This is a genomic window from Pseudomonas sp. GP01-A4, from assembly GCF_058780865.1.
Genome location: NZ_JBYSWF010000019.1, coordinates 37,174 through 58,156, shown reverse-complemented (window position 1 = coordinate 58,156; position 20,983 = coordinate 37,174). Strand labels below are relative to the sequence as shown.

Genomic DNA, 20,983 nt, shown 5'->3' with positions numbered 1-20,983 from the left:
ATCCCTCTAAAGTGTGATTTGCATCACCAACCCGTCTGCCACAGTCCTTTTCGCCATGCTGACGAAGGTCAGCGACGGAAGGATGGCTGAAAATTGGCAAATCACAAGTGAAGGCTTGGACTAGAGCGCTGCCGTGCCCACGAGGGCACGGCAAGCAGCGTCAGAGAGTAGAGAGGAAGGTGCTGTTGTTGGCCTGCCATTCGATGATGTCGACACGGATACGTTTTTTGTCGAGCTTGCCGACGCTGGTCTTGGGAATTTCCGTAACAACGGCGATCTGGCTTGGAATCGCCCACTTGCTCAAGTGGCCCAACTCCACGAATGGCTTGAGATGTTCCTTGAGCTCCTTGGCCCCTATCACATGGCCATCACGCACCACCAGCAACGCAAACGGGCGCTCGCCCCACTGCGGGTCGGCAATCCCCACCACCGCTACTTCGCGTACCGCCGGGTGGCGGCTGACCAGGTCCTCAAGGGCCAGCGAGGAGATCCACTCGCCGCCGGTCTTGATCACGTCCTTGATGCGGTCGCGAATATCGATCACGCCGAAGGCATCGAGGGTGGCCACATCGCCGGTGTGCATCCAGCCGCCGGCCCACAGCTCGGCGCCCTTCTGCGGCTCGTTGAAATAGCCTTCGCTGAGCCATGGCGCGCGCAGCACCAGCTCGCCCTGGGATTCACCGTCGGCGGGCAGGAAGTTGCCCTCGCCATCGATGATCGCCGCTTCCACCAATGGCCCGGGCACGCCGGCCTTGATGCGGTAGGTGGTGCGCTCGTCTTCGGTACCCGCCATCAGTTCTTCATTGAGGTGGGCGCAGGACACCAGCGGCCCGGTCTCGGACATGCCGTACGCCGCGGTCAGCTGAATCCCGCGGGCCTTGGAGGCTTCATACAGCGAACGATTGAGGGCGCTGCCACCGATGACGATTTTCCATCCGCCGAAATCCACGCCCTGGCCGGCCTTGGCGTTGAGCACCATTTGCAAGATGGTCGGCACACAATGGGAGAAGGTGACCTTCTCCTTGCGCCACAGCTCCACCAGGTATTCGGGGTCGTAGCGGCCTGGATAAACCTGCTTCAAGCCGAGCATGGTCGCCACATACGGCAGGCCCCAGGCGTGCACGTGGAACATCGGAGTGATCGGCATGTAGACGTCGTTGGTGCCCAACAGCCGCACGCTGTCGACGCTGCCCATGATGGTCGCCACGCCCATGGTGTGCAGCACCAGTTGGCGGTGGGTGAAGTACACGCCCTTGGGATTGCCCGTGGTGCCGGTGGTGTAGAAGGTGGTGGCGACGGAGTTTTCGTCGAAATCCTCGAAGTCGTAGCGGGGGCTCGCCGCCGCCAGTAATGTTTCGTACTCACCCACCAGGTTCGGCAGCTCGGCGGTTTTGTCCGCGCCGTCGGTGAGCAGCAGGGTTTTGTCGACGGTGGTGAGGTGGCCGGCGATGGCCTGGTAGAGCCCCACGAACTCGCTGTTGACCAGCACAAAGCGGTCCTCGGCGTGGTTCATGGTGTACAGAATCTGTTCCGGGGACAGGCGCACGTTGATGGTGTGGATCACCGCACCAATCATCGGAATGGCAAACATGCATTCCAGGTAGCGGTGGCTGTCCCAGTCCATCACGGCCACGGTATCACCGGCCTTGACCCCGGCCTCGGTCAGCACATTGGCCAGGCGGGCGACGCGCTCGATCAGCGTCGGATAGGTGTAGCGCAACTGGTCGCGGTAGACGATTTCCCGGGTCTTCTCGTAGCGTGTCCCGGACATCAACAGGCGTTTGATCAACAGCGGGTATTGGTAGGCGCCTTCGGCGGGCGGGATAACACGAGTCTGCAACATACGAATCCCTTATCTGACTGCACGGTCTTGGCTGAAACATCTGCACTTTAGAGCGCTTATGTTTCAGCCAAATCAGCCAAAGGAATGATTTGCAGAACCCAATGAATGCTAGCTTTGAGCCAGCATCCGGCTTATTTCATGCTGGTAAAGGCCAGCTTCACACCGATGGCAATCAGCACCGCGCCCATGGTGCGGTCGAACCAGTGGCCCATGCGTGCAAAACCGGCGCGTACGCGTTGCTGGCTGAACAGCATGGCCACCAGGCAAAACCAGATCGCGGTCGCCACGGCCAGGTACACGCCATAACCGGCCTGGACCGCCAACGGCGTGTGGGGATTGATCACCACGGTGAACAGCGACAGGAAGAACAGCGTGGCCTTGGGGTTCAAGCCGTTGGTGACAAACCCTGAGGTAAACGCACCACGGGCAGTGCGCTCGCCCGCTTCCAGGTGCAGGTCTTCTTCACTGGCAGGCTTGGCCGGCTGGGCGCGCAGGGCCTTGAAGCCGATGTACAGCAGGTAGGCCGCCGCCGCCCATTTCAGCGCATTGAACAGCACGATGGACTGGGACACGATCAAGCCGATGCCCAGCAGCGAATACCCCACGTGCAGGAAAATCGCCGAACCGACGCCCAACGCCGTCCAGGTGCCGGCACGTCGGCCATGGGTCACGCTTTCACGTACCACCACGGCGAAATCCGGGCCAGGGCTGGCCACCGCCAACAGGTGAATCAGTGCCACGGTCAAGAACTCGGTGAGGTACATGCACACTCCAGGAAGTAACTGATTATTTCATCTGATAGGCTCGGCAGATTACGCCTTCGAATCCCGCCGCAAAAGGTACAGTTGATGACGAACAATCGCCGCGCCGTCTTCCTTGATCACCCTTCCCTGGACCTCGGGGACCTGGACCTCAGCGGGTTGCAGGCACTCTTCAGCGAGCTGAGCTTGCACCAGCAGACCACACCCGAAAACATTATCGAACGCCTGCAAGGCGCGCAGGTGGCCATCAGCAACAAGATCGCGCTGAATGCCGAGACCCTGGCGGCCTGCCCCGAGCTGAAGCTGATCCTGGTGACCGCCACCGGCACCAACAACGTCGACCTCGCCGCCGCCCGCGCCCACGGCGTTACCGTGAGCAATTGCCAGGGTTACGGCACGCCATCGGTGGCGCAGCATACGATCATGCTGCTGCTGAACCTGGCGACGCGCCTGAACGACTATCAACGGGATGTGCAGGCGGGGCACTGGCAACAAGCCAAGCAGTTCTGCCTGCTGGACTACCCGATCGTCGAACTGGAAGGCAAAACCCTCGGGCTGCTGGGCCATGGTGAATTGGGCGGTGCCGTTGCGCGCCTGGCTGAAGCCTTTGGCATGCGCGTGATCCTGGGCGCCATTCCAGGCCGCCCGGCCCGTGCCGATCGCGTGCCGCTGGACGAGTTGCTGGCGCAGGTCGACGCACTGACCCTGCACTGCCCGCTCAACGAACACACCCGCGACTTTATCGGTGCCCGCGAACTGGCGCTGCTCAAGCCCGGCGCGTTTATCGTCAACACGGCCCGTGGTGGCTTGATCAACGAACAGGCCCTGGCCGATGCCTTGCGCAGTGGGCACCTGGGCGGCGCGGCGACCGATGTATTGAGCGTGGAACCGCCGGTGAACGGCAACCCATTGCTGGCCGGCGACATCCCGCGCTTGATCGTCACCCCGCACAACGCCTGGGGCAGCCGCGAAGCCCGGCAGCGGATCGTCGGCCAATTGATCGAAAACACTCAGGGCTTTTTCAGCGGCGCCCCGCTGCGTGTCGTCAGTTGATAAACTGCGCCCCTTTTCAAGGAGCAGACCATGGATCCGCGCAGTGAAGTACTGCTTCGCCAGGCCGAACTTTTTCAAGGCGACGTGCTGCTGGTGGGCTTGCCCGCCGGCGACCTGCTGGGCCGCCTGCCCAATGCCCATGGCTGGAGCTGGCACGCCGGCGACCAGGCCGCACTGGACGCACGTTTTGCCGAGCGCAGCCAGTTCGGTGTGAACGTGCCCGAGCGTTCGTTCGAGACCGCGGTGGTGTTCCTGCCCAAGTCCAAGGACCTCACCGACTACCTGCTCAATGCCGTGGCGGCGCGTTTGCCCGGCAAGGAGTTGTACCTGGTGGGGGAGAAGAAAGGCGGCATCGAAAGCGCGGCCAAGCAACTGAATCCGTTCGGCAAGCCGCGCAAGCTCGACAACGCGCGGCACTGCCAGTTGTGGCTGGTGACGGTGGCCAACGCCCCCGAGCCGGTAGAACTGGAGAGCCTGGCGCAGGTGTTCGAGGTGCCGCTGGCTGAGGGCCCGCTCAAGGTGGTGAGCCTGCCGGGCGTGTTCAGCCACGGTCGGCTGGATCGCGGTACCGCATTGCTGCTGGAGCATCTGGACAAGTTGCCGAGCGGTCACTTGCTGGATTTCGGTTGTGGCGCGGGTGTGCTCGGGGCAGCGGTCAAGCGTCGCTACCCGCATAACACGGTGACAATGCTCGACGTGGATGCCTTTGCCGCTGCCAGCAGTCGCCTGACATTGGCGGCCAATGGCCTGGAAGCCGAGGTGTTGACCGGTGATGGCATCGACGCTGCTCCGATGAATCTGAACGCGATTCTGAGCAACCCGCCGTTCCACGTCGGGGTGCACACCGATTATTTCGCCACCGAGAACCTGCTGCGAAAAGCGGCCAAACATCTGGCAAAAGGCGGCGAACTTCGCTTGGTCGCGAACAGCTTCCTGAAGTATCAGCCGCTGATTGAAGAGCATCTTGGGGTGTGCGCAATCAAGGCAGAAGGCCAGGGTTTTCGCATTTACCGTGCCAAGCGCGGCTGAGGTCTTTTTCCAAAAGAAGGCTTGCCGAATGGATTTTGCCTAGGCAGAATCCGCTCCGTCCTAGGGGAGTAGTCTCCCACGAGCGCCACGCTCGTCCGGCATACGTCAACATACTTGGTCAACAGGCCATGGCGTATGCGACCCAGGAGTCCGCACAGACGGACCGGGGTTTGACAAGACCTATGACACGAACACCTTACCCGGGGCGGGAAGGCTGTACGTGTCATAGCCGTGTCGACCCGCCCCTGGAACTTACCTGATGCTGGATTCTCTGCTCGTCCCTACCGCAATCGTTGCCTTGGCCGAAATTGGCGACAAGACGCAACTGCTCGCGCTCATTCTCGCTGCACGCTTTCGCAAACCCTGGCCGATCATCGCCGGCATCGTTGCCGCGACCCTGGCCAACCATGCGGCCGCCGGTGCCGTGGGGGCCTGGTTCGGGAGTTTCTTCTCGGATGCGGTGCTGCACTGGATCCTCGCGGCGAGCTTCTGCGCCACGGCGCTGTGGACCCTCGTGCCCGACAAGCTCGACGATGACGAAGCCAGCACTTCCCGCAAGTTCGGGCCCTTCCTGACCACGCTGATCGCGTTCTTCCTCGCGGAAATCGGCGACAAGACCCAGATCGCTACCGTGATGCTCGCGGCGCAATACCCGGAACTGTGGCTGGTAATTATCGGCACCACCCTGGGCATGTTGATTGCCAACGTGCCGGTGGTGCTGGCGGGTAATTTTGCCGCGGACAAATTGCCGCTGACGCTGATTCGTCGACTGGCGGCTACGGCATTCTTCATCCTGGCCATTGTTGCGGTGTACAAGGCCATGCAGAGCAGTGGCTGGATCTAAACGTAACCCCATATGGGAGCTGGGCTTTTTTGGGAGCTGGCTTGCCTGCGATAGCATCACCTCGGTGCAACTGACACACCGAGGTGCCTGCATCGCGGGCAAGCCCGACTCCCACACAAGCCGGGCCCCCACATTCAGATTTGCATTTCAGCCTTATAAATCAGGATTTTTTCGCCTGCTGATACAACGGCATCACCTTCGGAATCGCCGCCTGCAACGAGGCGATCCGGCTGTCGGAGGCAGGGTGGGTGCTCATGAATTCAGGTGGCGAGCCTTCCGAAGCCTTGGCCATTTTGTTCCACAGGGTAATCGCCGCGTTCGGGTTGTAACCTGCACGCGCCGACAACTCCAGGCCGATCAGGTCCGCTTCGTTTTCATTGCTGCGGCTGTTGGGCAAGGTCATGCCGTAGTTGGCCACGGTATCGGCCAGCGCCAAGCTGTCCTGACCGAGGCCGAACAACGCACCGGCCCCCTGCTTCGCCATTTCGATACCGTAGGCCTTGGACATGGCTTCGCGGCCGTGTTCACGCAAGGCGTGGGCAATTTCATGGCCCATCACGGCGGCGAGTTCGTCGTCGGTCAACTTGAGATTGTCGATCAACGCGCTGTAGACAAAGATCTTGCCGCCAGGCCCGCAGTTGGCGTTCATCTCGTCACTTTTGATCAGGTTCACTTCCCACTTCCACTGCGCCGCATCCGGGCGGAAGGTGGGCGCCTGGGCGATCAGGCGGTTGGCAATCGCCTGCACGCGCTTGGCGTTGGCGCTGGTCTTGTCCACCAGGCCCTTGCCGCTGGCTTCACCCAGGGTCTGCTGGTAGGACTGCGCATACATCTGGTCGACTTCCTGGCTCGACAACATGCTGAACATGTACTGCTTGCGCTCAACGCCCACGGCGCCGCCGCTGGTGGTGTTGACCGACTGACAACCGGCGAGCAACAAAGCCGCGCCCAACGCACATACCGCCACTGTCTTTTTCATCAACCTGCTCCCTGAAAACATGGCGCGTATCGTAGTCGGCCAATTGTATCGACGCCAGATACAACAGACGTATAGCCACCTGATTTCAGATACATCCCACACTGCCGCAAAAAATTCACAAACGCTGGCAACCATTCCATTTACGACATTCGCCCATCCGGCACAGCCATTTTGAGGTAATGGCCCTCATGTCTCCCCCGCCCGCGGCCGATATACACAAGCAGCCAATCTCCCCCTGCGTTCGGAGCCGTCATGAAGTTCAAGTCGATTCAATTTTCTGTCGCGGCACTGGCCGGGGCCATTGTCCTGAGCGTGGTGGCGGTGTTGGTGCTGTATGCCTTGTTCGCCGGGGCGCGCACCCAGGAGATGGTGCAGGAACGCACCCAGGGTCAATTCGAACAAATCATCGAGCAGCGCCTGACCGCCCTGGCGCAAACCCAGGCGACGCTGATCCAGCGCGAACTCGAAGCACCGCTGGTGACGGCCAAGGGCCTGGCCACCGCCAACGCCCTGATGGGCATGAAAGACGCCAACGGCAACCCGCAACTGGCGGTCTCCCGTGAACAACTGATCAACCTGATCCACGAAACCGTGGTGCGTAACCCGAAGATTCTTGGCGCCTATATAGGCTGGGAAGCCAACGCCATCGACCACAACGATGCTGCCTACGTCAACAGCCCGGTGGTCGGCATCGAAACCAACGGCCGCTTCCTGCCGTGGTGGTTCCGCAATGCCGACGGCAGCCTGGGCCTGGATAAACTGGCTGACGTGGCCGACCAGACCATCCTGTCCACCGGCGTGCGCGCCAGTGAGTACTACCTGTGTTCCAAGGAAAGCAAAAAGCCCTGCGCCATCGATCCGGCCCCTTATAAAGTCGGGAATGCGATGGTGATGCTCGCCTCGTTTATCGAACCAATCATGATCGACGGCACCTTCCAGGGCATCGTCGGCGCCGACCTGTCGGTGAACTTCATCCAGGAAATGCTCACCAAGGCTGATCAGAATTTGTACAACGGTGCTGGCGAACTGGCGCTGATTTCCAGCAACGGTCGCCTGGTGGCCTATACCAAGGACGCCAGCAAGCTCGGGGAAAAAGCCAGCGACCTGCTGGACAGCAACGAACTGGCCAACCTCGGCCAACTGAAGATCGGCGAGGTGCGCTATGACGTGGACAAGCAACACGGGCATATCGAGCTGTTCCTGCCGTTCAACATCGGCCAGACCGACGCCCGCTGGACCCTGCTCCTGCAACTGCCCCTGAGTGCGGTAATGGCCGACCTGCAGGCGATGCAGCACGACCTCGACGCCCAGCGCAAAACCGATATTTTCGGCATGGCCGTGGCCGGGCTGCTGATCGCCGGCATCGGCTTGCTGGTGATCTGGCTGGTGGGCCACGGCATTGCCCGGCCGCTCAAGCAAATGGTGGCGATGCTCAATGACATCGCCCAGGGCGAAGGCGACCTGACCCGGCGCCTGACCAGTGATCGCGCCGACGAACTGGGGGCGATTGCCAGCGGCTTCAATACATTCCTGGCCAAGTTGCAGGGGATGATTACCCAGGTGGTGAGTTCGGTGCAGAAGGTCAGCGACTCGTCGGAGCACACCGCCGACATCGCGATTCGCACCAACCAGGGCGTGCACAAGCAAATGGTCGAGATCGACCAGGTGGCTACCGCCGTGCACGAGATGACCGCGACCGCACAGGACGTGGCGCGCAACGCCACCCAGGCCGCACAGGCCGCCAGCCACGCTGATCAAGCGGCGAGCCAGGGCATGCAGATTGTGCGCGACACCTCCACCTCCATCGGCGCCCTCGCCGAGGAAATCGGCAAGGCGGTCGGTGTGGTGCAGGCGCTGGCCAAGGACAGCGAGAACATCAATGCCATCCTCACGGCGATTCGCGGGATTGCCGAGCAGACCAACCTGCTGGCGCTCAACGCGGCAATCGAAGCCGCACGGGCCGGTGAGCAAGGGCGCGGGTTTGCGGTGGTGGCCGACGAGGTGCGCAACCTGGCGCAGAAGACCCAGAAGGCTACCGAAGAAATCCAGGCCATGATCCAGCAACTGCAACAAGGCACCCGCGACGTGGTGCGGGTGATGGAAGACAGCCAGAATCGCACCGATGAAAGCGTGCAACACGCGGCCAAGGCGGCTCAGGCGCTGGAGACCATTACCCGGGCGGTGTCGGTGATCAACGACATGAACACCCAGATCGCCAGCGCCGCCGAGGAACAGAGCGCGGTGGCCGAGGACATTAACCGTAACGTGATCAATATCGGACAGGTGGCCAATGAAGTGGCCGGCGGAGCGGATGAGTCGAGCGGGGCCAGCGCAGACCTGACCAAGCTGGCGGAGCAGCAGCGGCGGTTGATCAATCAGTTCAAGGTTTGAGTCAAGCGGCGCCCTTTCGGGCGCCTTCGCGAGCAAGCCCGCTCCCGCATTCGATCGCATTCCTTCAGTTGAAATGCAATCAAATGTGGGAGCGGGCTTGCTCGCGAAGAGGCCGGCCGATTCAACACAACGCTCAACCCGGCGTCAGGCACTCCGGTCCATTCAGCTTCGGATCGTTGACCATATTGGCCAGCACCCGCTCGCGCAACGCGGTGGGTTCACTGGCCAACAAGGCCTGCAAGGTGTGCAGTGGCGTCTCGGGGTTCAGCCAGGCTGCCTGCCCCGCCGCATCCAGAATCAACGGTCGGCGCTGACTCTGCGCCGCCTGGGTCACCACTGCCGTACTCAGCCACACCTGCTCCTGCACCGGATACGCCTCCCAGATCGCCGCAAAGAACAGCGTGCTGCCCTCCCCCGGCGTCAGCCAGTACGGGCGCTTGCGCTGGGTGCCGCGCCATTCGTAGAAACCATTGGCCGGCAGCAGGCAGCGGCGCTGGCGAAACGCTTCGCGAAACATCGGCTGTTCGGCAAGGGTTTCCGCCCGGGCATGGGCCGGTGTACGAGAGAGATCGGTCAGCCAGGGCGGCGTCAGGCCCCAGCGCGCCCGCGCCAGGGTGTGCTGGCCGTCGCTCAGGCGCTGGATCAGCACCGAGTCATTGGGAGAGATGTTCCACTGGGCCTGCTGGTCGGCCGGGAAGCCCGGCAAGGCAGCAAACGCGGGGTTCCAGCGAAACAGGGCATAACGTCCACACATGGGGCAACACGACTCTTGGAGAAACTGGCCGACAGCCTAACAGACCAGCACGTCGGGAAAGCTGTCGGGTTCATCACCGGGCAGTGGTTGCGCACCGTTGTAGGCGGTGATCAGCTCGCGGGCGTAGGCGGCCTGGTCGTTCTCCACCGCCAGCGCCAGCAGGCCATAGATCGGCAGTTCGCCGGTACCCCCGAGCAAATCGCGCCCCACCAGGTGCGCGGTGATGCCCTCGCTTTCGAGCATGCCTTGCAGCAGCTCGCCTTCCATCAGGTTTTCCGGCTCGTAGATTCGCTGCATGGGCGTACCTTTATTCGTTCTCGCTGCGCACGTTGAGCATCCATTCGTCGTCATGAACCTGCAGCTCGAAAACAATGGGCCGGCAGCACACCGGGCAGTCCTCAATATATTCCTGATCGCCCGCCGACAGGTCCAGTAGCGCCGTGACTACCTCTCCACAATAAGGACATTCGTACGACTCCTCTTCCATCGCGGTCTCCAAGGTGACTTGTGCGTATAATCGCCGGTCTATTTACAGGGCTATTTTTCGTCCCGGCCAATTGCCCGGACCACGCCCTGATATTTATTGTTCCAAACCTTTACTTACCCTAGCCGTTTCTAACAAGAGAGCATGATGGGCGAATTCGATACCATCCGACCTTACAACGACAGCGAAGTCCCGGCAGTGCTGGCCCGACTGTTCAGTGACAAGGCCTTTCTGGACATCCTGACCCACTTTCGCTTCCCGCGCTTTGCCGGCGCCTTCGGCTGGCTGCTCAAGCCGATGATCGCTCATAAACTGCGCCGTGAGTTCGCCGGCGTCACCACCGTGGCCACGCTGCAGGACAAAGTCGAGTTTTACGTCGACCACACCATCGAGCGGGCAACCGACGGCGTGACCTATACCGGCGTGGAGCAGTTCAAGTCCGGCAGCGCCTACCTGTTCCTGGCCAACCACCGCGACATCGTGATGGACCCGGCCTTCGTCAACTACGCCGTGTACCACGCCGGCCTGCCGACGCCGCGCATCGCCATCGGCGACAACCTGCTGCAGAAGCCGTTTGTCAGCGACCTGATGCGCCTGAACAAGAGTTTCATCGTGCACCGCTCGATCACCGGGCGCAAAGAGAAGATGGCGGCCTACCAGTTGCTGTCGGCCTACATCAACCATTCGATTCGCAACGACTGCCAGTCGATCTGGATCGCCCAGGCCGAAGGCCGCGCCAAGGATGGGGATGATCGCACCGAGTCGGCGATCCTCAAGATGTTCCACATGAGCCGCAAGGACGAGCCGTTCGCCGAAGTCATCCAGTCACTGAACCTGACGCCGGTGTCCATCAGCTACGAATACGACCCGTGCGACGCAGCCAAGGCCCGCGAGCTGTACATCCGCGCCACCACCGGCACCTACAGCAAGGCGCCGGGGGAAGATGACGTGAGCATCGCCCTGGGCATCACCGGCTACAAGGGCCGGGTACACGTCAACTTCGCGCCGCCGGTCACCGAGGCGTTCGAAGACACCAAGCTGTTGGCGATCGAAATGGACCGGCAGATCCTGGGCGGTTATCGGTTGTTCCCGGTGCATTACCTGGCGTACGCCCAATGGAGCGATGCCGATCCGCAATTGCAGGTACCGACCGCAGCCGAGGTATTCCCGGCGGACGAGTTGGCCAAGGCAAAGGCAGAGTGGGAGCGGCGCTTGAATGCGTGCCCGGCCGAGCATCGGCCGTATCTGGTATTGCAATACGCGACGCCGGTGAGGAATCAGTACCGGGTCAAGGCCGGGATTGCCCTGTAACCCGGTACCAGCAACAGCGCAAACCCAATGTGGGAGCAGGCTTGCTTGCGAAGGCGGTGAATCAGCCAATCATGTATTGACTGACACCGCGCTTTCGCGAGCGAGCCCGCTCCCACAGTTGTTTTTAGGGTGTTCCTACAATCGGGTACTAAGAAAGGACACCAGCAACGCCAGCCCCAGACAGGTAAACCCCAACCGGTAGAACAGGCGATAGGTACGCTGCGTCAACACGTCCAGATACAGCATCGGCTGATCAATGGCACGCAGTTCGCTTTGCGCGGCAAGGCGGGCCATCGCGCGCTGTTCATGCAGGCGCGTGACAAACAGCAGCCATGCCGCCGGGCAGGCCAGTAACAGGGCAAGGGAATTGAGCAGTAGTGCGGTCAGCGACATCGCAAACCTCGATGTATCAGTGTCTTGGTATCAATCCAGATACAAACCTGAATGATATGCGCCGCCTGCGCGTCATTACTCCTTCCCCATTGACGGCTAATGTATCCAGTAATTTACAGCGTCACCTGAACGTCACCTTAACAAGCCACTCTGTTGCCCTTCGAAAGCCCGGGAGCTTGTCATGTTGCACGCGCAGAACCAGGATCGGCTGTATCTGATTGCCCCAAGTGATGAGCAAGAGGCCCTGGTGGGCGGCCTCGCGTTCAATGTGCAGGACCGCCACTGGCTGGTGTATTGCGCCCTCGGCGGGCATCAACATGCCGACCTGCCGGAGCTGGACTTGCTCACTGGCGTGAGTGTGCTGGACTTTTATGTCGAAACGGCTGCATGAAAACGGCAGGCGTAAAAAAACCGGGCTCAGTGATGAGCCCGGTTTTTTGATCGTTCCCACGCGCCGCAAAGGAATGCCGACTGGGGCGCTCCGCGCCCGCCTGACGGTTACTGCGAGCTGAGCAGCGAACCGATGCTCGGGTCCTTGAACAGGCGCGTCAGAGCATCGCTCAACACGTCGCTGACCAGCTTGGTGTTGGTTTCCTGGTTCGGCGCCATGCCGAAGCGCTGGTCCAGGGATGCGCCGTAACGGCCGCTGTAGCGACGGGTACCGGCAGTCACGTCGGACTTGAAGGTCGCGCCGATGGTGGCTTCAGTCACGTACAGGCCTTCCTTGGGCGACTGATACTTCAGCTCGGCCAGGGTGATGGTCAGTTGTGGCGCACCTGGCGAGTTGGAAGGGGTGAAGCCCAACAGGCGCACGGCCGCTTCGGCCTGGGCTTGCAGCTTGGGCAGCACGTCCGCACCGGTCACCGTAATGGCGCTGGTTTCCGGGTACAGGCCGCCACGGGTGCCGAGGGTCGGCGACGGACGACCGTCAACCACACGCACCGACACCGGCTGGCCATGGCCGACAGGCGCCAGCTGGGTGGTGATTTTCGGTTGCGGGCTGAGTTGTTGCGGGCTGTGGGCGCAGCCAACCAGGGTCAAACTGGTCACAGTGATCAAACCGAACAACAGGCGTTGCAACATACTCATTTCTCCAGGACTAGATGCAAACAGGGCGCCAGTATAACGGTGAGCGCTCGCCACTCACCAGAATTCCTGAACGGCGCCTGAACTGTCGGCGAAATTACAATTTTCACACAGAACCGTCACCTCAATGTCATGCCAGACTGCCAACCTTCGCAGCATGTAACGAACCGGGTACACAGCCATGCGCCTTCTCAAATCTTTGTTCTTTTCCCACACCAGCCATCGCAACTTTGCTCTGCTCGACGCCCAAGGCTGCTGCCAGGCTTTCAAGCAGTGCAGCCTGCCGCCCGTCGGTGAAGGCTGGGTCGAAGTCGAAGAGACCCGCCTGAGCTGGATGCACCGCCCGCTGCCCGCCAGCGCGCGCGTCAGCCCCCGGGTTTCGCAGCCACAGGCACGGCACGCGTTGGCCTCCTGACCAGACTGCTAATAAAAGTCATTAAACACGTCCATTTGCGCGCATTTCTTCGCTACAATCTCCCCCCGATTATAAGGACGTCTCCTGATCGGGCCTCGCAGCATCGCTAATGCACTTGTATTAGCTCCCCCGCACCGCCCACAGAGAGCCGCCCACACAGATCGTGTGAAGCTGGCGAGCTTGCTGTTTTCTCTGCAAACCATCGTCTTTACCCGAATCTGCCAGAGCTGCCATGCGCTCGGCCACTTGAGTTGTTTGCCCGTTTTGCCGCTTGCCGGCAGTGATTTCGGGCCAGGTGCCAGGCTGGGGCAGCCCTTTTTTGAGGTTCACGTCTTCAAAAGAGCGTGAAAAAAACGGGTTTTCACAACTTCACAAGAGTGTGGCGAGCAAATGAATAGTTTTGCGTTTGTACAAGCACCATCAGCGTCTGGAACAGCCCCACCACACAGGACCGAGCACTCCTCAAGAACCGGAGCTTGAAGCCTGTCCGCTACGGATTTGGTTGCACGATCGGACGAGCTTGACCATAAGTCGAATTGCCACAGGCGCCCTTAAATGCGTTCATACGCAGATCAGGCCCGGTCGGCAGCGTCCGCTTGCGATAAATTGCGAAGAATCGGACATGGCGATCCTGGCCATGGGTAACCTGGGGCATCACGTGAACCGCCCCGTCACTCCTGGCAGCCATGCCGTCAATTTGGTGCTGCAGATTTTGGAGACGCGTTAAATGGCGCATAACGAAGCAGTCGACGTAGTACTGGTAGGTGCGGGCATCATGAGTGCCACCCTCGCCGTACTGCTCAAAGAGCTCGACCCCGGCCTCAAGCTGGAAGTCGTTGAGCTGATGGATTCGGGTGCCGCGGAAAGTTCCAACCCGTGGAACAACGCCGGTACCGGCCACGCCGGGCTGTGTGAGCTGAACTACACACCGCAGGCCGCCGACGGCTCCATCGACATCAAGAAAGCCGTGCACATCAACACCCAATTCGAGGTGTCGAAGCAGTTCTGGGCCTACCTGACCAAGAAAGGCACCTTTGGCTCGTCCAAATCCTTTATCAGCCCCGTGCCGCACCTGAGCTTCGTACAGGGCGAGAAAGGCGTGTCGTTCCTCAAGAAGCGTTTTGAAACCCTCAGCCAGCACCACGCGTTCTCGGAGATGCACTACACCGAAGACCGCAGCGAGATGGCCGAGTGGATGCCGCTGATGATGCCCGGCCGCCCGCTGGACGAAAAAATCGCCGCCACCCGCGTGATGAACGGCACCGACGTCAACTTCGGCGCCCTGACCAACCAGTTGCTCTCGCACCTGACCAGCGCCCCGGATGCCCAGGTCAAGTACAGCAAGCGCGTCACCGGCCTCAAGCGCAACGGCGCCGGCTGGACCGTGAGCATCAAGGACGTCAACAGCGGCAATTCCCGTGATGTGGACGCCAAGTTCGTGTTCCTCGGCGCCGGTGGCGCGGCCCTGCCGCTGTTGCAAGCCTCGGGCATCGAGGAAAGCAAGGGCTTCGGCGGCTTCCCGGTCAGCGGCCAGTGGCTGCGTTGCGACAACCCGGAAGTGGTCAAGCACCACCAGGCCAAGGTCTACAGCCAGGCGGCCGTGGGTTCGCCACCGATGTCGGTGCCGCACCTCGACACCCGTGTGGTCGACGGCAAGAAATCCCTGCTGTTCGGGCCATACGCCGGTTTCACCACCAAGTTCCTCAAGCACGGCTCGTTCCTTGACCTGCCCATGTCGATTCGTGCCGGCAACATCGGCCCGATGCTGGCCGTGGCCCGGGACAACATGGACCTGACCAAGTACCTGGTCAGCGAGGTGCGCCAGTCCATGGAGCAGCGCCTGGAATCCCTGCGTCGCTTCTACCCTGAGGCAAAAGCCGAAGACTGGCGCCTGGAAGTGGCCGGCCAACGGGTGCAGATCATCAAGAAAGACCCGAAGAAAGGCGGCGTGCTGCAATTCGGTACCGAACTGGTTGCGGCCAAGGACGGTTCGCTGGCCGCCCTGCTCGGCGCGTCTCCAGGTGCTTCGGTGACCGTGTCGATCATGCTGGAACTGATCGAACGCTGCTTCCCGACGAAAGCGGCCGGTGAGTGGGCCGCCAAGCTGCACGAGATCTTCCCGGCTCGGGAAAAGGTCCTGGAGACCGATGCCGAGCTGTATCGCAAGATCAACACGCAGAACAACATCAGCCTGGAACTGGTTGAGCAGAGCAGCGAGACCGAAAGCTACGCTTGAGCGTCGTGACGCAGAGCGTCAGTTGATGCATTCCCACGCAGAGCGTGGGAACGAAAAACGCCCCTAACGGGGCGTTTTTTTTCGTCCGCAACAATCAGCCGCGAGCTTGTTCGATCAGCTCGATGTACTCGGCGGCGTTGCGCTGGTCCTTGATCACTTCAACGAAGGTCAGGCCATGCTCGTCCTTGCCATCGAGGTCCAGGCCGGCTTCCTTGAAGAAAACCAGGAAGCGTTCGAAGTCGTCGATACGCAGGCCGCGGTAGGCCTTGATCAGTTTGTGCAGGGACGGCGAAGTGGCGTCTACCGGCTCGAAATCCAGGAACAGCTTGATTTGCTCGTCGCCGATTTCATCACCAATCACCTGTTTCTTATCTTTACGCATTACCGACTCCAGCCTGCAGACATTTACACGGGAAAAGCAGTTTACCTGCGGCACCGCGGCTTCGAAAGCTACGCGAACCAATGTGGGAGCCGGCTTGCCTGCGATAGCGGTGCATCAGTAACAGATGTGCCAACGGACCCACCGCTATCGCAGGCAAGCCAGCTCCCACATTGACTGTATTTACACCGCCGAATGCGCGTCGGCTGGATTATTTGGCGCGCACCGCCCCGGTGTGCAAATCGGCCCAGATATGGCCGTTGGCGTAAGTGAGGAATTGCACATAGACCGTGTCATTGCGCAACAAGTCGACGATCACCCGATACTGGGTCACCGGATACGACAAGGTCAGGGTTTTGCTTTTGTCGTCGAACACCGGCTTTTTCAGGCTTTTGCTTTCAGCATCAAAGTTGAGGATCACCTGGGCGATGGTCGCGCCTTTGTTCAGGGACTTGCCCTTGAGGCGGATCATCAACGGCGAGGTCACCGGGATCGGCTGCTGGGTGGATTGGCGCTGGTTACCCACCACCACCGAATACTCGGTGACTTGCAGCAATTGCTGCTGGTCCGGGGTTTCGGCGCGCAGGGTCAGGTCGTCGGGCGGCAGGAATTGGCTGTGCAGCGGCGCCGGAGCAGCCGCCAGGGGCAAACTGAGGGTCAGCGCCAGGGCGGCGCAACTGCGGATCAAAAGGCGCATGGGCCGCTCCGTGGAAGATGGCCCAGCACTTTAGCTCAATCGAACTGGGCAAGCATCCAGCGCTGATACTCAGCCACTTCAGCGTCGCCTTCACGGGGAGCCCAACTGGCCAGCTCACCCTCTCCCACCGGTCGATACGGTCCGGCTTTGCATTCGAACATCAAAGTATCTGGCTCCAGCACCACCAGGCCGTGAAACACCCCGGGCGGCAAATCGACGCCCTGGCACTCACCGCCCGCCTGCATCACGCGCTTGGCCAGCACCTCGCCGGTCTCGCTGAAGATCAACAAGCCCAGGCTGCCCTTCAGCACCAGCAAGGTTTCCGCCTTATCGGCACTCAAATGACAATGAGGCGGCACATAGGTGCTGGGCTGCATGCCGACAGCCATGCGATGGCATGGCTCTTCCATCTGATGAAAGTTGTGGTGATGCCGGCCACGAGGGCTGCCAGCCGCTTTCTCGGCCAGCTCCGCAAACAGCGTTTGATCAAGAAAGCTGGCCATTGATTACATCCCCTTAACGGCGTAAATCCCATTGGCGTTGCGCCAGTAGCCTTTGTAGTCCATGCCGTAACCGAAGATGTAACGGTCAATGCACGGCAGACCCACGTAATCGGCTTTCAGGTCCGGACGGGCCTTGCGGTCGTGGTCCTTGTCGATCAGCACGGCAGTGTGCACCTTGCGCGCGCCGGCGTGTTTGCAGAAGTCGATGATCGCGCCCAGGGTGTGACCTTCGTCGAGGATGTCGTCGATGATCAGCACGTCGCGGTCGATGAACGAGACTTCCGGCTTGGCTTTCCAGAACAGGTCGCCGCCACTGGTTTCATTGCGATAGCGAGTGGCGTGCAGGTAGGACGCTTCCAGCGGGAATTGCAGGTGGGTGAGCAATTTACCGGCGAAAATCAGGCCACCGTTCATCACGCAAAAGACCACCGGGTTGGTGTCGGCCATTTCACGGGAGATGTGCGCGCCGACCTTGGCGATGGCCTCTTCGACTTGCGCTTCGGTGTACAGGCAGTCAGCCTCGCGCATGATTTGACGGATATGCTCGAGATCAGCGGACATGGCGCTCTCCAAGGGGGTGCTGTGGCAAGAAAAGCGGGCAAAGGTACGCATGTGAGGCCCAACGTTCAAGCCTTAATGGACTAACGTACTAGATGTCTATAGGACAACACCCTCGGATAGATTAATCTAGGCCGGTTTTTTTGCCCGCCGCCGGAGCCTTTCCCCATGCCCATCCGTGAGATCCGCCATCCGCTGATCCGACATAAACTCGGCCTTATGCGCCGCGCCGACATTAGCACGAAGAACTTCCGTGAGCTTGCTCAGGAAGTCGGAGCGCTGCTCACCTACGAGGCGACCAAAGACCTGCCCCTGGAAAACTACGAGATCGCCGGTTGGTGTGGTCCCGTCCAGGTCGAGAAAATCGCCGGCAAGAAGATTACCGTGGTGCCGATCCTGCGTGCCGGTATCGGCATGCTCGAAGGCGTGCTCAGCCTGATCCCGGGTGCCAAGGTCAGCGCCGTAGGCGTGGCCCGCAACGAAGAGACGCTGCAGGCCCACACCTACTTGGAAAAACTGGTACCGGAAATCGACGAGCGCCTGGCGATGATCATCGACCCGATGCTCGCCACCGGCAGCTCCATGGTTGCCACCATCGACCTGCTGAAAAAAGCCGGTTGCAAGGACATCCGCGCCATGGTGCTGGTGGCCGCTCCCGAAGGCATCGCCGCCGTCGAGAAAGCCCACCCGGACGTGTTGATCTACACCGCATCCATCGATGAACGCCTGAATGAACATGGCTACATCATCCCGGGCCTGGGCGATGCCGGCGACAAGATCTTCGGTACCAAGCAGAAGGACGCGTGACCATGCAGGATGAGTTCAACGACCCGCTTTGGCGCCAGATCCTGTCTGGCGCACAGATGCTCTTCGTAGCATTTGGCGCGCTGGTGTTGATGCCGCTGATCACCGGTCTCGATCCAAACGTCGCCCTGTTTACCGCAGGCTTGGGCACATTGTTGTTCCAGGTGGTTACCGGGCGCCAGGTACCGGTGTTCCTGGCGTCGAGCTTTGCGTTTATCACCCCGATCATTCTCGCCAAGGGCCAGTTCGGCCTCGCGGCGACCATGGGTGGCGTGATGGCGGCCGGCTTCGTTTACACCTTCCTGGGCCTGGCCGTGAAGATCAAGGGCACCGGTTTCATCGACCGGCTGCTGCCGCCGGTGGTGATCGGGCCGGTGATCATTTCCATTGGCCTGGCCATGGCGCCGATTGCGGCCAATATGGCGATGGGCAAGGCCGGTGACGGCAGCGAGTTGATCCACTACCAGACCGCCATGCTGATCTCGATGCCGGCGCTGCTGACCACGTTGATCGTGGCGGTGTTCGGCAAAGGCATTTTCCGCCTGGTGCCGATCATCTCCGGCGTGCTGGTGGGTTTCGCTATGTCGTTCTACTTCGGCGTAGTCGACACCGCGAAGATCGCCGCCGCACCGTGGTTCGCCCTGCCCCACTTCACCGCGCCGGAATTCAACTGGCAGGCGATCCTGTTTATCGTCCCGGTGGCCCTGGCCCCGGCGATCGAACACATCGGTGGTGTGATTGCGGTGGGCAGCGTGACCGGTCGCGACTACCTGAAGAAGCCTGGCCTGCACCGCACCCTGCTGGGTGACGGGATCGCCACCACCGCTGCCGGCCTGTTCGGCGGCCCGCCCAACACGACCTACGCGGAAGTGACGGGCGCGGTGATGCTGACCAAGAACTACAACCCGAAGATCATGACCTGGGCGGCGGTATTTGCCATCAGCCTGGCGTTTATCGGCAAGTTCGGCGCGCTGCTGCAAAGCATTCCAGTCCCGGTGATGGGCGGTATTCTGTGCCTGCTGTTCGGCTCGATTGCCGCAGTGGGGATGAACACCCTGATCCGCCACAAGATCGACCTTGGCGAAGCGCGCAACCTGGTGATTGTGTCGGTGACCCTGGTGTTCGGGATTGGCGGTGTGTTGGTAGGCACCGGCACTGGCCCGGATGACTTTGGCCTGAAGGGCATCGCCCTGTGTGCGGTGGTAGCGATTGCGTTGAATCTGCTGCTGCCGGGCAATGACGGCTGGAAGAACAGGAAGCCGGATGAGCCGCTGATCTAACTGCCAACGCAAAACCAGTGTGGGAGCGGGCTTGCTCGCGAATGCAGTGTGTCATTCAGCACATCAGTGACTGAACCACCGCATTCGCGAGCAAGCCCGCTCCCACATTTTTTGAGTTTCAGTGTGGCTTACAGCTCACCCAACGCATCGATCAGCGCCTGGTTCTGCTCAGGCGTGCCAATACTGATCCGCAGGAACTGGGCAATCCGCTCCTGCTTGAAGTGCCGCACAATCACCCCCTGCTCCCGCACCTTGGCCGCCAGCCCGGCAGCGTCGTGCCCTGGATGCCGGGCAAAGATGAAGTTGGCCGCCGACGGCAGTACTTCAAACCCCTTGGCCTGCAGTTGCGCCACCAGCTTTTCACGGCTATCGATCACCAACTTGCAGGTGTTCCGGAAGTATTCGCGGTCTTCAAAAGCGGCGGCCGCGCCGACAATCGCCAGACGGTCCAGCGGGTAGGAGTTGAAGCTGTTCTTGACCCGCTCCAGCGCCTCGATCAGGTCCGGGTGGCCCACGGCCAGGCCCACCCGCAAACCGGCCAGGGAGCGCGACTTGGAGAGGGTCTGGGTCACCAGCAGGTTCGGGTAACGGTCCACCAGGCTGATGGCGGTCTCGCCGCCGAAGTCGATATAGGCTTCATCGACCACCACCACCGAGTCCGGGCTGGCCTTGAGGATTTGCTCCACGGCGTCCAGCGCCATCACGCAACCGGTCGGCGCGTTCGGGTTCGGGAAGATGATCCCGCCGTTGGGCCTGGCGTAGTCCGACACGCGGATCTGGAACTGTTCATCCAGCGGCACTGCGTCGAAGGCAATGCGGTACAGGCCGCAGTACACCGGGTAGAAGCTGTAGCTGATGTCCGGGAACAGCAGCGGCAGGTCGTGCTGGAACAAACCGTGGAAGATGTGCGCCAGGACTTCATCGGAGCCGTTGCCGAGGAACACCTTGCCCGCGTCGATCCCGTAGTACTTGGCCACCGCCTGCTTGAGCAGGTCGCTGTTGGGGTCCGGGTACAAACGCAGATTGTCGTTCAGCTCGGCCTGCATGGCAGCCAGCGCCTTGGGCGATGGGCCGTAGGGGTTTTCATTGGTGTTGAGTTTTACCAGCTTGGTCAGCTTCGGTTGCTCACCGGGCACGTAAGGCACGAGATCCTTGACGAGCGGGCTCCAGAATTTGCTCATGT

At 61.0% G+C, this 20,983-nt stretch carries 23 protein-coding genes, 1 pseudogene and 1 riboswitch; of the genes and pseudogenes, 11 read left to right on the top strand and 13 right to left on the bottom strand.

Translation table 11 applies throughout. From position 1 onward, the window contains the following. Positions 1–160 precede the first annotated feature (160 nt). Both AC3WKX_RS13760 and AC3WKX_RS13755 read right to left on the bottom strand, forming a co-directional pair. A complete protein-coding gene (locus AC3WKX_RS13760) occupies positions 161–1,843 on the bottom strand; it encodes a fatty acid--CoA ligase (RefSeq protein WP_003216170.1) in 1,683 nt (560 codons plus the stop codon). Between the two features lie 131 nt (positions 1,844–1,974). Beyond that, a complete protein-coding gene (locus tag AC3WKX_RS13755) occupies positions 1,975–2,607 on the bottom strand; it encodes a LysE family translocator (RefSeq protein WP_003216169.1) in 633 nt (210 codons plus the stop codon). Between the two features lie 84 nt (positions 2,608–2,691). On the opposite strand from AC3WKX_RS13755, the gene AC3WKX_RS13750 reads away from it, so the two are divergent. The 3 genes from AC3WKX_RS13750 to AC3WKX_RS13740 all read left to right on the top strand — a co-directional run bounded on the left by AC3WKX_RS13750 (position 2,692) and on the right by AC3WKX_RS13740 (position 5,530). Beyond that, complete coding sequence (locus tag AC3WKX_RS13750; RefSeq protein WP_102604708.1) at positions 2,692–3,657, top strand: 2-hydroxyacid dehydrogenase; 966 nt, start codon at positions 2,692–2,694, stop codon at positions 3,655–3,657. Between the two features lie 30 nt (positions 3,658–3,687). Then, entirely contained in the window at positions 3,688–4,686 is a 999-nt protein-coding gene (locus tag AC3WKX_RS13745; protein ID WP_102604707.1) for a methyltransferase, read from the top strand. 50 nt (positions 4,687–4,736) lie between these two features. Beyond that, positions 4,737–4,858, top strand: a riboswitch (yybP-ykoY riboswitch). A gap of 87 nt (positions 4,859–4,945) precedes the next feature. Continuing rightward, entirely contained in the window at positions 4,946–5,530 is a 585-nt protein-coding gene (locus AC3WKX_RS13740) for a TMEM165/GDT1 family protein (RefSeq protein ID WP_003216166.1), read from the top strand. Between the two features lie 160 nt (positions 5,531–5,690). Here AC3WKX_RS13740 and AC3WKX_RS13735 read toward each other — a convergent pair whose 3' ends face one another. Then, positions 5,691–6,509 (bottom strand): M48 family metallopeptidase, encoded by an 819-nt coding sequence (locus tag AC3WKX_RS13735; RefSeq protein WP_003216165.1) that lies wholly within the window; start codon positions 6,507–6,509, stop codon positions 5,691–5,693. Between the two features lie 252 nt (positions 6,510–6,761). Here AC3WKX_RS13735 and AC3WKX_RS13730 point away from each other — a divergent pair. Beyond that, positions 6,762–8,042, top strand: a pseudogene (locus AC3WKX_RS13730) (methyl-accepting chemotaxis protein); the annotation flags it as partial. A gap of 15 nt (positions 8,043–8,057) precedes the next feature. Then, complete coding sequence (locus AC3WKX_RS13725) at positions 8,058–8,900, top strand: methyl-accepting chemotaxis protein (protein WP_371860094.1); 843 nt, start codon at positions 8,058–8,060, stop codon at positions 8,898–8,900. 133 nt (positions 8,901–9,033) lie between these two features. Here AC3WKX_RS13725 and AC3WKX_RS13720 read toward each other — a convergent pair whose 3' ends face one another. The 3 genes from AC3WKX_RS13720 to AC3WKX_RS13710 are packed head-to-tail and all read right to left on the bottom strand — an operon-like array spanning position 9,034 to position 10,141. Next, complete coding sequence (locus AC3WKX_RS13720; protein ID WP_003216163.1) at positions 9,034–9,654, bottom strand: SOS response-associated peptidase; 621 nt, start codon at positions 9,652–9,654, stop codon at positions 9,034–9,036. A gap of 36 nt (positions 9,655–9,690) precedes the next feature. Then, on the bottom strand, positions 9,691–9,951 hold the full coding sequence (locus AC3WKX_RS13715) for a putative signal transducing protein (protein WP_017477710.1): 261 nt from the start codon (positions 9,949–9,951) through the stop codon (positions 9,691–9,693). Positions 9,952–9,961: 10 nt separating this feature from the next. Next, entirely contained in the window at positions 9,962–10,141 is a 180-nt protein-coding gene (locus AC3WKX_RS13710; RefSeq protein ID WP_102369897.1) for a CPXCG motif-containing cysteine-rich protein, read from the bottom strand. A gap of 144 nt (positions 10,142–10,285) precedes the next feature. On the opposite strand from AC3WKX_RS13710, the gene AC3WKX_RS13705 reads away from it, so the two are divergent. Next, positions 10,286–11,449: a 1-acyl-sn-glycerol-3-phosphate acyltransferase gene (locus AC3WKX_RS13705; RefSeq protein WP_003216160.1), complete on the top strand. Its 1,164-nt coding sequence runs from the start codon at positions 10,286–10,288 to the stop codon at positions 11,447–11,449. A gap of 135 nt (positions 11,450–11,584) precedes the next feature. On the opposite strand, the gene AC3WKX_RS13700 is transcribed toward AC3WKX_RS13705, so the two are convergent. After that, positions 11,585–11,842 carry a hypothetical protein gene (locus AC3WKX_RS13700; protein WP_102604705.1) on the bottom strand — a complete coding sequence of 86 codons (258 nt, stop codon included), beginning with the start codon at positions 11,840–11,842 and terminating at the stop codon, positions 11,585–11,587. A gap of 181 nt (positions 11,843–12,023) precedes the next feature. On the opposite strand from AC3WKX_RS13700, the gene AC3WKX_RS13695 reads away from it, so the two are divergent. Then, a complete protein-coding gene (locus tag AC3WKX_RS13695; RefSeq protein WP_008434269.1) occupies positions 12,024–12,233 on the top strand; it encodes a hypothetical protein in 210 nt (69 codons plus the stop codon). A 107-nt stretch (positions 12,234–12,340) separates the two neighbouring features. On the opposite strand, the gene AC3WKX_RS13690 is transcribed toward AC3WKX_RS13695, so the two are convergent. Then, complete coding sequence (locus AC3WKX_RS13690; RefSeq protein WP_003216157.1) at positions 12,341–12,925, bottom strand: YajG family lipoprotein; 585 nt, start codon at positions 12,923–12,925, stop codon at positions 12,341–12,343. 184 nt (positions 12,926–13,109) lie between these two features. Between AC3WKX_RS13690 and AC3WKX_RS13685 the strand changes: the two genes are divergently transcribed. Beyond that, positions 13,110–13,343, top strand: a complete 234-nt coding sequence (locus tag AC3WKX_RS13685; RefSeq protein ID WP_102604704.1) for a hypothetical protein — start codon at positions 13,110–13,112, stop codon at positions 13,341–13,343. 727 nt (positions 13,344–14,070) lie between these two features. Then, the gene (mqo, locus tag AC3WKX_RS13680) at positions 14,071–15,579 is read left to right on the top strand and encodes a malate dehydrogenase (quinone) (protein WP_102604703.1); all 1,509 of its coding nucleotides are present in this window, start codon (positions 14,071–14,073) and stop codon (positions 15,577–15,579) included. A gap of 94 nt (positions 15,580–15,673) precedes the next feature. Here mqo and AC3WKX_RS13675 read toward each other — a convergent pair whose 3' ends face one another. The 4 genes from AC3WKX_RS13675 to AC3WKX_RS13660 all read right to left on the bottom strand — a co-directional run bounded on the left by AC3WKX_RS13675 (position 15,674) and on the right by AC3WKX_RS13660 (position 17,719). Further along, on the bottom strand, positions 15,674–15,961 hold the full coding sequence (locus tag AC3WKX_RS13675) for a PA4642 family protein (RefSeq protein WP_003216153.1): 288 nt from the start codon (positions 15,959–15,961) through the stop codon (positions 15,674–15,676). A gap of 208 nt (positions 15,962–16,169) precedes the next feature. Next, entirely contained in the window at positions 16,170–16,655 is a 486-nt protein-coding gene (locus AC3WKX_RS13670) for a hypothetical protein (protein ID WP_102604702.1), read from the bottom strand. A gap of 35 nt (positions 16,656–16,690) precedes the next feature. After that, the gene (locus AC3WKX_RS13665; RefSeq protein WP_102604701.1) at positions 16,691–17,158 is read right to left on the bottom strand and encodes a WbuC family cupin fold metalloprotein; all 468 of its coding nucleotides are present in this window, start codon (positions 17,156–17,158) and stop codon (positions 16,691–16,693) included. A 3-nt stretch (positions 17,159–17,161) separates the two neighbouring features. Continuing rightward, complete coding sequence (locus tag AC3WKX_RS13660; protein WP_003216150.1) at positions 17,162–17,719, bottom strand: hypoxanthine-guanine phosphoribosyltransferase; 558 nt, start codon at positions 17,717–17,719, stop codon at positions 17,162–17,164. 165 nt (positions 17,720–17,884) lie between these two features. Here AC3WKX_RS13660 and upp point away from each other — a divergent pair, with 165 nt between their 5' ends. Both upp and AC3WKX_RS13650 read left to right on the top strand, forming a co-directional pair. After that, positions 17,885–18,523, top strand: a complete 639-nt coding sequence (gene upp / locus AC3WKX_RS13655; RefSeq protein WP_003216149.1) for a uracil phosphoribosyltransferase — start codon at positions 17,885–17,887, stop codon at positions 18,521–18,523. Between the two features lie 2 nt (positions 18,524–18,525). Beyond that, positions 18,526–19,800: a uracil-xanthine permease family protein gene (locus AC3WKX_RS13650; protein ID WP_087692860.1), complete on the top strand. Its 1,275-nt coding sequence runs from the start codon at positions 18,526–18,528 to the stop codon at positions 19,798–19,800. 128 nt (positions 19,801–19,928) lie between these two features. Here AC3WKX_RS13650 and hisC read toward each other — a convergent pair whose 3' ends face one another. Next, positions 19,929–20,981 (bottom strand): histidinol-phosphate transaminase, encoded by a 1,053-nt coding sequence (hisC, locus tag AC3WKX_RS13645; RefSeq protein ID WP_003216145.1) that lies wholly within the window; start codon positions 20,979–20,981, stop codon positions 19,929–19,931. Between the last annotated feature and the right edge of the window lie 2 nt (positions 20,982–20,983).